This is a genomic window from Candidatus Methanomassiliicoccus intestinalis Issoire-Mx1 (assembly GCF_000404225.1).
Taxonomy (GTDB): Archaea; Thermoplasmatota; Thermoplasmata; order Methanomassiliicoccales; family Methanomassiliicoccaceae; genus Methanomassiliicoccus_A; species Methanomassiliicoccus_A intestinalis.
Window position 1 is genome coordinate 129,457 of record NC_021353.1, and the last position, 13,145, is coordinate 142,601.

The window sequence follows — 13,145 nt, forward strand, 5'->3', positions numbered from 1 at the left end:
GGCAAAAATGGTGATTGAATGAAAACAGAAAAGAGACTGACAATGGCTCTGAGCGTCTTAGTTGCGCTTATGATGCTAGCTGTCCCTCTCGCATCTTCAAGCAACTTGTTCGTGGATGGGGGACAGACAAACTCTAACGGCGATGCGCCAATGTTGAGCGCTTCGACCGGGTACACAGTCACATTCCAGTTGAATGCTGACGGTAAGAGTTTAGACCAAATTGAAAATTTAAATGACACTACTGATGCTGACGGTAGCGCCGTGAAAGGAGTCGTTAGCAAATTAAACGATCTTAATATCACTGGTGTTTCACAGTGGTACCTGAATGAGAGTGGAGATCTGTGCGCTTTAGTTATGTATGATAAAGATACTCCAGATGCCAACGTTCACATTCAAACTTTAATTAATGCGTTGTTTGATGAATCAGCCCCTAACGCAAGCAATATTTCAAAAGGTCTTGCATATAATTTAACATCATGGAAAGATACAAAGTCAAACCTATCATATGAATATTCTAATATTGATGGTTCTGATAACAGTGCAGTAATTAACTCTGATATGACATTCGCTGCCCAGTGGGAACTCAAGGAAGAAACATATATAGAAGTTCCTGTGAACGTTGTTGTTGACGGCGAAACAAAAGAATATTACAAAGCTTATGAATTAAAAGGAAACAATTCTAATCAGATAAATATCGTTGAGGATGACTTGAACGAAGCAATTCTTGATGCTGCTGATTTAAGTTTGTTTGGTATTGTAGTGTATGGAATGATAGCTGACTTTGTAAAATATGAACAAATCTACAAAGACGGAATTGTCACATATGGAAACGATAACGATCTTCCAGATGACAAGATGATTTCATCAAAAAGCACATTGACTGTAACGTATACATTCGATGATAAAAAATATTCAAAACTGACTGTATCATCTGCAGCCTTTGAAGATGGAAAAGATATTACTCTCTACATTAACAAAGCTTCAGTAAATATGATTACGTACAATACAGTATTAGCCTCATTATTTGTAGGATTTGAAAAGGTAACTGAGGGATATAATTTAATTGATGATCTTACAGCTATTGCAGACGCAGATGTAAAACCTGTATTAACACCCGATTCGGATAAGTTTGACCCTAGTAACATATTGACTGGTGAAGGGTATAATGAGATACTCACCGATGACGGCTACCTATTAAGCGGCTGGAACAACGGCGCTGAATTATTAAATTCAGTTAACTTTGTACCTTCTGGAACAACTCAGATTACACTTGATGCTGAACTGAATGGATACTATGTTATCTTCATGTCCAAAGGGGCTTATGAATTAGTATATGTTCCGTTTGGAGAATTAAGTGCTGACTTAGTAAAAACACTTGATGTTGCTGGTGTTAATCACTGGGCGTATGTCGCGTATAATAACTATAAATCCCTTAGCAGCTCTACAACATTCACAACATTCACAAGCTTTACAGACCGTGTGAAAACAACATTTGATGAATTTGGAAAAACAGCTGTAAATGGAGCCACTCCTAAAGAACCAGTTGCTGTATTAGTCGCATGCTTTGATCTTGCAAGCAAGACTGCATATGCAGTGTTTGATGCAAATAACTATGATGCAGCCGATTTATCAAAAGCATCCATCTCTGGAGACTTTGGGAATAAATATGTTAATAAAATCATCATTCCCGGAACAACATCCAAAGAGAGCAGTGCCAGCCTAATCTCTACGCCTGCTGTAAGCCCAGTATATGAAGAAGGCAACTTGTTCATTAATTACAGGACTTATGATACCACGGGCAGCAAGTGGATGGATTACGCTGCAAGTGGAGACGATGCCTCCAAATATTCCGAGGATGCAGATGATATTTCAATATACTCTGCAAATGTTGTTGGATATGCATATACAATTACATTCTACAACGGCAGCGATGTTGTCGGTATGCTCTATTATAACAAAGATGCAGTTGTAAATGATGACAGTATCGTTAACAGTCTTGTTGCATTCTTCCACAAGGGAACTGCATACGATGCTACTGGTCTCGATCTCAAAGATTCATCATTAGATAAAACAAAAGCATTCAACAGCATTCTCTACCCTGCTAAAGACGGATACTCAATATCCCAGTGGAAGGATGCTGACGGCAATGTAATGCTTGACAAAGTTGACAAAGAAAAGAAAACATACAGTGTCAAATTCGATAAAGTTTCATCTGACATGAGTTTCTACGCTAACTTCAAAGCAGAAGAGTACCTCATCGCATACAACGGTAACACTGCAACTGCAACAAACAACATGCCTCAGATCGGAACTGTTGATTCTTCTGTCAACTTATTCAGTGATGCTGCCTTCAGCAATGACGGCTACAAGCTTAAAGAGTGGAATACAAGGCCTGATGGAAAAGGTACAACCTATGCTTTAGGAGCTTCATTTACTCTTACTGGTGAACAGTATAAAGATCTGAAAGGAGTTCCATCTGGCAGCGGATTACCAGCGAACACCTATGAAAAGGGATTCACACTCTACGCTATCTGGGAGAAAGTCGGATCATCTGACAACCCAAGCGGCAACACTGATGGAGACAATGACAACAGCAACACAGACACATATCTGTTAGCTGGAATACTCGTTGTGATCATCATTCTGATCATCGTTGTTGCAGTTGTACTGAGAAAGAAGAACTGAAAACTTTAAAGATTGAAGAATAAACAATGAAAACTAACGAAGTTAGTATTCAGGATCTTTTTAAGATTCTGATATTAACTTTTACTTTTTTCTTTTTCTATTTCTTTCAATTGACAACAGTGGTGCAAATCATGAAAAACAAAGGTTTAACTGCATGTGGAATTTTAATAGAGATCAAATGTCAATAGAACCAATTTAAACTTCTCAACTGCAATCAAATTAGTTCTTTTTATAAGAGTAACGCACAGTGGATTAGCATTTAGTATTCTTCTATGCAGTTTAACTGTAAAACATGCTGGGATTAACGATATTATGATACGTTATCAAAGCTTGTTGAGATTATGTGTATTATCAATCCTAATTAAGATTCTGCCCGATACACGTCATGATCGATTATGCAACAAGATGCTAAACAATTACTCCAATTCTTTTTCTATCTCTTCAATAGTCGGCAGACTGCTTTGTAAATCTTCTGGTAGCACTTTAGTAAGCTTATCCTGCCAGTCAGCAACACCGATGGGATTTTGATATCCTGCCAGTGAGTATTCTACAACCGTCTTATTTTTTCCTTTAACTAACAACAGTCCGATTGTTGATTTATCATCAGGATGTCTGAGTACTTCATTTACTGCGTTTTGATACATGTTAAGCTGGCCGATGAATCCTGGCTCAAAATCACAAGCTTTCAGTTCAATAACCACATAACATCTAAGCTTTAGATGATAAAATAGTAAATCAATGTAAAAATCCTGTTTGCCTACTTCTAAATGTACCTGTCTGCCTACAAAAGCAAACCCCTGACCCAATTCTAGTAAGAAATTTTGAATGTGATCGATCAGATTCTTTTCGATCTCTACTTCTCTACGAGGAACGTCTGTTCCTAAGAAATCGAATAAGTAAGGATCTTTGAAGATTTGATTTGCTGCATCTGATTCTGCTAGTGATAAAGAGTTTTCAAAATTGTTGACGGTTTTTCCTTCTCGAAATATCAATCCGCTGCGTATCTGTAAATCTAGTACGTTGCTGCTCCACCCTTGTTCTAAAGCTTTGTTTGCGTACCAGATACGGCTATTCTGATCGTTTAGTTTATCCATTAGGTAAATGTTGCTTCTCCAAGGTATTTGTGCAGCAAGCTGTTGCATAATTTCATAATCAGTCCAGGTTTCAGCAAATTTCCGCATATACTTGATATTTCGAGGCGAAAACCCTTTCATTTCAGGAAATATATCTCTTAAGTCCTGAGACATGCGGTCAATTACCTTTGCTCCCCAACCTTCTTCTTGCTGTTTCTGCAGAATGGCTTTTCCTATGTTCCAATACAGGCAGATCATGGCAGTATTGGCATGCGAAATAATTGAGAATCTCTGATTCTGAATCTGTTCTTTAATCTTTTCAATAAATTGTAAGTAAGAATCACCTACTTCGGCTAAATTTGGAGCAACAGGAAAAATCACTTCATCATTGTTTTTTCCCATTTTTTTTCTTTCATCTTTCAATACCATATGAACAAGCACGCAATGATTATGAACAATATATCATTTCTCATCATTGCCATTTCACCTGATTGATTTACTTAGTTTAAAATATAACTTCAAGCGCAGGGGAACGTCATCTCAATCATATTCCCCTGCGCATTCACTGTCATGATTGAGTAAGATGACTTTAGTTTGAGTTTTGAAGTTTGAAAGTTTGATGATTGAATTTTGACATTCATTTTGTTGAATTGATTTTGATTGAACTTGATTTATTTGTTTTGAATTTGAAGTTTAATTTTGATATTGAATTTTATTGTTTTTGATATGTCTGAATTGATTGATAGATTTGGTTTAGATTCTCTGATTTGTCTGGATTGATTTAGAATTTAGTTTGTTTTGACTGTTTTCTTTTGATTATTCTTTTCTTCTTTCTTCTGTTTTGTTTATTCTTTTCTCTTTGTTTGATTTATTCTTTCTATTTTCTCTTTTCCATATTGTTTCTCTTTTTCTTCTGTTTTGTTCTGTTTGTTTTGTTTATTGATTTTGTTGGAGTTTGTTTTGTGATCGAATGTATTTTCATTGTTTATTCTTTTCTATTTTCTTTCTGTTCTTTGTTTTATTGAATGCATTGATTGCGATTATTTGGTTTTTAGTTTTTGAATCGATTTGCAATTCTCTTTCTCTTTTTCTTTGTTCTTTGATTATTCTCTTTTGTTTATTCTTCTTCTTTCTCTTATTCTTTCTTTGTTCTCTTTGTTTATTCTTTCTTTTCTTTGATTATTTTGATTATTCTTATTGCTGATTGAGTTTGCAGTTTTGGTTTTGAAAAAAATTGTTTTTTTGTTTTTGATTTTGGTTTCTCTTTTCTTTTTTGAGTTTTGAAGTTAGAAAGTGATTTTAATTTCAGTCTTTGAGAAGAGAAGGCAAAAATGGTGATTGAATGAAAACAGAAAAGAGACTGACAATGGCTCTGAGCGTCTTAGTTGCGCTTATGATGCTAGCTGTCCCTCTCGCATCTTCAAGCAACTTGTTCGTGGATGGGGGACAGACAAACTCTAACGGCGATGCGCCAATGTTGAGCGCTTCGACCGGGTACACAGTCACATTCCAGTTGAATGCTGACGGTAAGAGTTTAGACCAAACTAATGTTGATGATGACTTTATTAGTAAGTTAAAAACTGCCACCGAGGAAGATAACGATCTTAAGGGTAAAGTAACATGGTACTTAAATGAAAATAGTGATCTGTGTGCTTTAATCATTGGTGACGCGCATATTCAAAACCTAATTAAAGTATTATTCAGTAGTAACGACTCAAAAATTAATAAGGGAGCTGCATATAAATTACTCTCTTGGAAAGATGCAGATACTGGCATGATATATGATTCAAGCGTATCTGGATCAGATTTAATTAAAAAAGACATGATATTCGCATCTCAGTGGGAGTTACAGTCAGGATATGTAGAAGTTCCTGTGACTGTTAACTTTGACGGTGATGTAAAAGAGTATGTGAAAGCATATGAGGTTGATGCAAATGGAAAGATTGCAGTTATTGTAGACAAATATAACAACGATGGAACTCTTGATACCACTGTTAAGGGATTACAGAATGCAGTCGAGACAGTTGGAGACCTCAGCACTGATGGCTATGTAATAAATGCTACAGAGAAATTATTACCAGTTTACTCGAATGGTGTAGTAACATATGGAGACAACAAAGCACTTCCAACTGATGGAAAAATCCCGTCTACAAGCTCATTAACTGTAACTTACACATTTAATGATGCTAAATATGCTAAACTTACAGTACATTCTATTGCATTCAAAGACAGCAAAGATGTAATGTTATATGCTGACAAAGCTACACCATATGATTATTCTATGATTTTAGCTGCAGTACAAGCGGAGATCGATAGTGATAAAACAATACCAATAACACTTGCTAAAAACGATGACGACTCATTAAAGTACGAATCAGATGGAGTGAGTATTAAAACAAGTGATGGAAAGTATTTAGTTACAGGCTGGAACGAAGGTGCTGCACTTTTAGAGAGCACAATTCAGACAACAGCTGTTGAATTCACACTTGATGCTAAACTGAATGGATACAACGTTGTATTCATGGTAAACGGTCAGTATGAAGTTAAGTTCGTTGAGTTTGGAAAGTTAAGCGAAGATCTCTGCACTCTTGATGTTTCAGGTTTGAATCACTGGGTATGGATTCCGTTTAAAGATGTTGCTGAAAATATTAAACTTGGTCTCAGTGAGATGACTGGTCTTGAAGGAATAAACCTTAAGCAGAGTGATTTGAAAGGAAACACATTATTCCAGACATTTAGCTTTGCATCTCAGAGCAACATTGATACTGTAGAGAAAGTTGCTGCTTCAGTAAGCAGTGTCGATGTTCCATCTGTTGTGTTTGTTGCCTGTTTTGAATCAAGCGCCAACACTGCCTATGCAATATTTGATGCTGGCACCAATGGATACTTTGGAGACAATGAAAACGTTGATAGAATTGTAGTTACTGGAAAGGGAAACACTACCCAAACTAAGTCTGCTAGCATAGTCAAACCAGTATCTAACTTAGTTTACGAAGATAAAACTGTATTCCTTGGATACTCAGGCTATACAAACGATTCAAAATATAATCTATCTTCGATACAGACATTTACTGCAATGCCAGAATCCTATGAGCATATTGTTACATTCTATATAGACAATGAAGTTAGTGCTAAACTGTACTATAAAGGAGCATTAGCTGTTGATCCAGACGACAATACTGTATCTGGAGACTTAGTTGCTTTTGAATATAAAGGAAACATCTACGAAGCTAGCGTTGCTAACTTTGAAAAAGCAGTAGAAGCTCTCCAGCCTAAAAAAGATGGATATAACTTCGTTCAGTGGAATGATGTTGATGGAAAGAAAGTATTTTCAATTGCAACTGCAGCAGATAATAAAATTACAATTGAAGCCGGTGATGGATTCCCTAAGGATGGAATAAAGACTGACTTCAGCGTGTACGCTCAGTTCGATGCTAAATCATATACAATCAAATACGTCAACACATTCGAAGGAACTCAATCTCAGACTGCATATGTCGATCAGAATGTTACTCTCTATGGAAAAGACACCTTTATTCATGAAGGATACACTCTGAAAGGATGGTCTACCGTTCCTGGAAACAGCGGAAGCAATTATGATCTCGGTGCAACATACTCTCTGAATGGAGCAGATTATAAGAAACTCGCTGGAACCGATGATAGCAAAGACGTAGTAATCGAACTCTACTCTGTCTGGGAATACAACGGCGGATCTGATGTTCCCGGCGGCAACACTGATGGAAACAATGACAGTGACAACACTGCATTATATCTCATCGCTGGAATGCTTGCTGTAATTGCAATTCTTGCTATTGTAGGAATTGTACTGATGAGAAAGAAGAACTGAAAACTTTAAAGATTGAAGAATAAACAATGAAAACTAACGAAGTTAGTATTCAGGATCTTTTTAAGATTCTGATATTAACTTTTACTTACTTTTTTTCTATTTCTTTTGTTCGATTTTGTGAAACTTTTACTGAATTTAAATTTTAAAAAAAGAAATTTGAAAAGTCAGAGATTAAACTCTGACTTTAATTGATTTTACTTAAGTGTTTTTTTACTTTCAGTTCTTCTTTCTCAGTACAACTGCAACAACGATGATCAGAATGATGATCACAACAAGTATTCCAGCTAACAGATATGTGTCTGTGTTGCTGTTGTCATTGTCTCCATCAGTGTTGTCACCAGATCCTGATCCAGAGCCAACTTTCTCCCAGATTGAGTACATTGTAACTGTTACATCCTCGCCAATCAGATGACCAGGGGTATCTTTCAGTTTCTCATACTGCTCTCCAGATAGGGTAAAGTTTGATCCGAGATCGTACTTAGTTCCGTTTCCGTCAGCTCTGTCGCTCCATCCTATGAGTTTATACCCTTCTTGAATGAATACTGAGTCTCCAAATAATTTCAGTGTCTCATCTACATCTGCAATTTGAGTGGTCGCATAGATTGATGATGAATTGAAAGTATTTGCATACTGTACAATATATGGTTTAGCATCAAACTCAGCAGAAACTGTAATATCTCCAGTCAGTTTTTCAATGGATTGTTTTGAGCTTGTGTAACTACGGTAATCCGTATCAGTAATTTCTGGTGTAATAACATCGCTGATTACTTTCTTTCCTTCGGCACCATTCCACTGAACAAATTCGTACCCAGCTTTAAGAGGAGATACTATATTTGCAAATGCATCTTTAGCTGTGCTTGATCCACCTTTTGCATCGGCAGCTTTGTACATCTTTCCATCATACTGATATGCGACCAGGTTTGTTGTTAAATCAGTATTTGAGATGGCAATTGTGTTTGAAGCGCCCTGAGAATAATATAGAACTCCAATTACTGAACCGTTAGCTGAGAAGCTCATTGTCCATTTGTATGATTCAATCTTGGCAGTGTATGAAGACACGTCATTCTTTTTGTTGTATTCCTGAGATGATGAGTATACAATTGGATCATCCTTTGAAGCATCTTTTGTGTATGTATATTTACCATCAGTCCGCTTATAATCTGGGGTCATCCAGCCGATGAATACATTCTTTCCTTCTTTTTCAGGTGTAGCTGGAAGCTTAGATATCGGTGTGTTTACTTCACCAGGAATTACAATTGTTTTAACAAGTTCATCCCCAAAGTCTGCAGTACCTGCATTGAATACGGCATATGCTGTTTTATTTGCAGGCTGGAAGCATGCTATAAGAATGAATGTATCATTTGATTTTCCAGCAGTTTCAGCATCTTTTATATCATCTGGTGAAAAACGGAATTCTTTGAATGTAGAGAATGCATCTGATACGTATGCCTTACCAGTGACAGGACTGACCCAGTGATCAACACCATTAGTATCGAGTTTAGTCAGGCTTGCACTTAACTCAGTTCCGAATGGAACCTCAACAACTTCGAATTCGCCATTCACCATGAATACGACTTTGTATGAGTTTGTATCAGCATCAAGTGTTAAGGAAGTCTCAGTCACTTTTTCTGTGCTGTTCAAAAGAACAGAACCATTCCATCCTGTAAGAACGTATTTATTATTTTCTACAGGCAGTTTCCCAGTTGCAGAGTTAAAATCAGTCATATCTCCGGTTATATATGGAGCTTCAAAATTTTCTGGGCCAGATAAATCAGGATCAGTAAGGAACTTTAATAAGTCTGCATATGTGAACGAAGATCCCTTGTATGCATAGACTGCAACGTCTTCATCAAACAATATCGAAGAGATTGTTAATTGTGTGTATGTTGAGATAAGTTCAAAGTTTACATTGAAGCTGTTCTGAGAGTTTCCAGACACATAATCAGCATATTTCTTCTCACCTGTTTCTTTAGAATCGTAAACTACTTTTTTGTTAGAATCAGTTGTGAGAATATTGTAAACTGGTACGTAATAACCTTCTGTAGGAGCAGGATTCATCAGATAATTGGTAATCAAGAATCCATCAGATCCTACACCTGCAATTGATTCGCTTCCAGGCCTAGTTTTATTGAAAACGGTAGCGGTGCTCAAAGAAGTTTTATTAAGACTGAGTGATACATTAAACTCGATGATCGGGTTACCATCAGCGTCTTCTGTAACTAAGTATGCTTTCACATATTCTTTCGTCTCACCGTCAATGACTACATTTACTTTGAATTCTTTGAAATCATATGTAACTTCAATGGGGTCAGTATTTGCTGACGCGGTGGGAGTAGTAGAAGGATTGCTACCTGTGTTATCAGTATTTTCAATATATGCCGTTACGCTCTTTAATTCCCAGTTGGCAGTATAGTTCATATTTTTTTCTATTTTTGCATCACTATCTGCATAATATGAGTTACCATCAGTTCCCTTCCATGAAACTAAGTCATAACCTTCCCTAGAGTCAAACACAAGTGTGTTTAAATTGGTTAATACATTTCCAATTGTAATTAATTTTAAAGAATCTCCAGTTCCAGTAGGCTGTTTAACATAGGCAAGAATTCTATCCTCCTGAGCAGTCTTTCCTTTTATAAGTGAGAACTCAATGCTGCCAGCTGTAGCATTATCACCGTCTCCTTTTGTTCCAATATTATTGGTGGCAGAAGCAGTGCCATTAAATGTACTCTTTAAGTTAGCAGCATCTAAGCTGTTTTCAGGTACGTTAAAGTCAAAGTACAATACGTAAGTGTCTCCGGCAGCACCTAAGTTTGGCGCATCGCCGTTAGAGTTTGTCTGTCCCCCATCCACGAACAAGTTGCTTGAAGATGCGAGAGGGACAGCTAGCATCATAAGCGCAACTAAGACGCTCAGAGCCATTGTCAGTCTCTTTTCTGTTTTCATTCAATCACCATTTTTGCCTTCTCTTCTCAAAGACTGAAATTAAAATCACTTTCTAACTTCAAAACTCAAAAAAGAAAAGAGAAACCAAAATCAAAAACAAAAAAACAATTTTTTTCAAAACCAAAACTGCAAACTCAATCAGCAATAAGAATAATCAAAATAATCAAAGAAAAGAAAGAATAAACAAAGAGAACAAAGAAAGAATAAGAGAAAGAAGAAGAATAAACAAAAGAGAATAATCAAAGAACAAAGAAAAAGAGAAAGAGAATTGCAAATCGATTCAAAAACTAAAAACCAAATAATCGCAATCAATGCATTCAATAAAACAAAGAACAGAAAGAAAATAGAAAAGAATAAACAATGAAAATACATTCGATTACAAAACAAACTTCAATTCAAATTCAAAAACTAAATCAATAATTCAACAAAACAAACTTCAATCCAAAATCAAAACAATCAAAAACTAAAAACCAAATAATCAAAACAATCAATCAAACAAAACAATCCAAGTAAATCAAAAGAACGAACAATCCAGACAGAATAAACAAAAGAATCAAATCAAAATAAACTAAGTCCTGACATATCAAAAAATCAAATCAAAAATCAATCAATTAATACTTACACAAATCAATCAAATTCAAACTCAACTCATAATTCTCAATGTAATTAGTATCAAAATCAAAATAAAAGAGCTCAAACTCAAAACTTCAAACTTCAATCAACTTAACTTAATTCATTCTCACTTCATATGCGCAGGGGAATATGATTTGATTTATGACGTTCCCCTGCGCTTGATGATTGCACACCATCTTCTCATTGCTAACAGATATATAGATTTCAACATAATATGCAACAGACTAAGATGAGAGAATTTAACATTACTGGCGCGTGCATTCCTAAGAAACATTACATGGTTAACATAAGTGATAAGTTGGATCACATACTCAATTTAGTAGATAATGAAAAATATTTTGTTATAAACAGACCCAACCAATATGGAAAAACTACAACGCTTAACCAAGTGAGAAGAAAGCTGTCTGATAAATATATTATAATATGTATCAGTTTTGAAGTGTGGGAAGAGAATGCCTTCTCATCCGAGAGGCTATTTGTTAACGAATTTATAAATGCTGTGAAAAAATCCCTCATTCTTAATAACGCAGACCCAGAGTCTATAGCTAACTGGCAGAATATAGATGCTTTGATTAGCCCTATGACCAATCTTGGTCAGAATATTGTATCTCTTGTAGACTCATCAGATAAAGAAATAATACTCATAATTGATGAAGCAGATAGGTCAAGAGGAAACCAGATATTAATTGATTTTTTGGGAATGTTAAGAGCAAAATACCTTTCAAGAAATGAAGGAATAGATATTGCATTTAAAAGTGTTATTTTAGCTGGGGTTCATGATATTAAAAATTTAAGACTGAGACTACGGGCTGATGATGACTATGTATACGATTCTCCGTGGAATATAGCTGCCCCGTTTGACATAGATATGTCTTTTTCACCTGGGGAAATCTCAACTATGCTAATCCAATATGAAAACGATCATAATACTGGAATGGATATAGATACAGTATCAAATAGACTTTACTATTTTACAAACGGTTATCCATTTTTAGTTAGCTACATCTGTAAGATCATTGATGAAAAGCTCTCAAAAGAATGGAATTCTGATGGAATTGACAAGGCCGTGAAAATGTTTTTGGGAGAGAAAACTACTCTAACTGACAGTTTGATTAAGAATATTGAAAATGACAGGGAACTTTATGATTTGGTCTATACCTTGTTGGTTACCTTAGATCCTATTGATTATATTTCATCCAACTCTACAATTGAAAAAGGTGTAATGTATGACATCATTTCAAAAGGAAATAATAATAAGGTCGTTATTTCAAATAAGATTTTTGAGCTGTATATCTACAACCACTTAATGTCCAAAAAGAAATTGTCTCGAAATATTGGCAGCACGGATGACATGAATAGAAAATATGTTTCAAATGGTAAGCTGGATATGAACAAAATACTTGACAGTTTCAAGAATTTTATGCATTCAGAATATAGAAACAAAGACGAAAATTTCATAGAGCGTGAAGGAAGATTGCTGTTTCTAGCATTTTTAAAACCCATTATAAATGGATCTGGCTTTTACTATGTAGAAGCGGAAACCGGAGAAGACAAACGCATGGACGTTATAGTCACATACGGAAAAGAAGAATTTATAATTGAATTAAAGATCTGGAGAGGAGCATCGAACATGAAAGAGCTCTTAATCAACTTACAGACTATCTTAGCCTGATGAATCACGATGCTGGATATCTCCTCACATTTTCATTCAATAAGCATAAAGACACTGCAAGTTCCTGGGTAATCCATAGTGATAAGAAAATATATGATGTTGTTGTGTAATTTATTTCAAATTTAAAAACAGCATTAGAACCAATAATGCAAAATATGAGAATATTTTCGGATGTTATTTGATTTACACATACAAAGAATACATGACAATAAGCTCAAAAATGTATGGCAATATAAGAAAATCCTGCAAATGACTTAGTTTTACAATGTTAACAACAGCGAAAGATATATTG

The 13,145-nt window shown here is 35.5% G+C and carries 5 protein-coding genes; 3 read left to right on the forward strand and 2 right to left on the reverse strand.

Annotated features, from left to right (window positions below):
- The first annotated feature begins 18 nt into the window (after nucleotides 1–18).
- Complete coding sequence (locus H729_RS00535; protein WP_020448048.1) at nucleotides 19–2,685, forward strand: hypothetical protein; 2,667 nt, start codon at nucleotides 19–21, stop codon at nucleotides 2,683–2,685.
- 416 nt (nucleotides 2,686–3,101) lie between these two features.
- On the opposite strand, the gene H729_RS00540 is transcribed toward H729_RS00535, so the two are convergent.
- Nucleotides 3,102–4,187 (reverse strand): PDDEXK nuclease domain-containing protein, encoded by a 1,086-nt coding sequence (locus H729_RS00540; RefSeq protein WP_020448049.1) that lies wholly within the window; start codon nucleotides 4,185–4,187, stop codon nucleotides 3,102–3,104.
- Between the two features lie 913 nt (nucleotides 4,188–5,100).
- Here H729_RS00540 and H729_RS00545 point away from each other — a divergent pair.
- Nucleotides 5,101–7,605 carry an InlB B-repeat-containing protein gene (locus H729_RS00545; RefSeq protein ID WP_020448050.1) on the forward strand — a complete coding sequence of 835 codons (2,505 nt, stop codon included), beginning with the start codon at nucleotides 5,101–5,103 and terminating at the stop codon, nucleotides 7,603–7,605.
- Between the two features lie 216 nt (nucleotides 7,606–7,821).
- Here the strand turns inward: H729_RS00545 and H729_RS00550 are convergent, their stop codons facing one another.
- Complete coding sequence (locus tag H729_RS00550; RefSeq protein WP_020448051.1) at nucleotides 7,822–10,548, reverse strand: hypothetical protein; 2,727 nt, start codon at nucleotides 10,546–10,548, stop codon at nucleotides 7,822–7,824.
- 862 nt (nucleotides 10,549–11,410) lie between these two features.
- Here H729_RS00550 and H729_RS00555 point away from each other — a divergent pair.
- Nucleotides 11,411–12,853 carry an AAA-like domain-containing protein gene (locus tag H729_RS00555; protein WP_020448052.1) on the forward strand — a complete coding sequence of 481 codons (1,443 nt, stop codon included), beginning with the start codon at nucleotides 11,411–11,413 and terminating at the stop codon, nucleotides 12,851–12,853.
- Nucleotides 12,854–13,145: the final 292 nt, after the last annotated feature.

Excerpts from the sequence above, each read along its gene's own strand:
- H729_RS00535 (WP_020448048.1), top strand. The coding sequence starts at position 19 with ATGAAAACAGAAAAGAGACTGACAATGGCTCTGAGCGTCTTAGTTGCG.
- H729_RS00540 (WP_020448049.1), bottom strand. The coding sequence starts at position 4,187 with ATGGTATTGAAAGATGAAAGAAAAAAAATGGGAAAAAACAATGATGAA.
- H729_RS00545 (WP_020448050.1), top strand. The coding sequence starts at position 5,101 with ATGAAAACAGAAAAGAGACTGACAATGGCTCTGAGCGTCTTAGTTGCG.
- H729_RS00550 (WP_020448051.1), bottom strand. The coding sequence starts at position 10,548 with ATGAAAACAGAAAAGAGACTGACAATGGCTCTGAGCGTCTTAGTTGCG.
- H729_RS00555 (WP_020448052.1), top strand. The coding sequence starts at position 11,411 with ATGAGAGAATTTAACATTACTGGCGCGTGCATTCCTAAGAAACATTAC.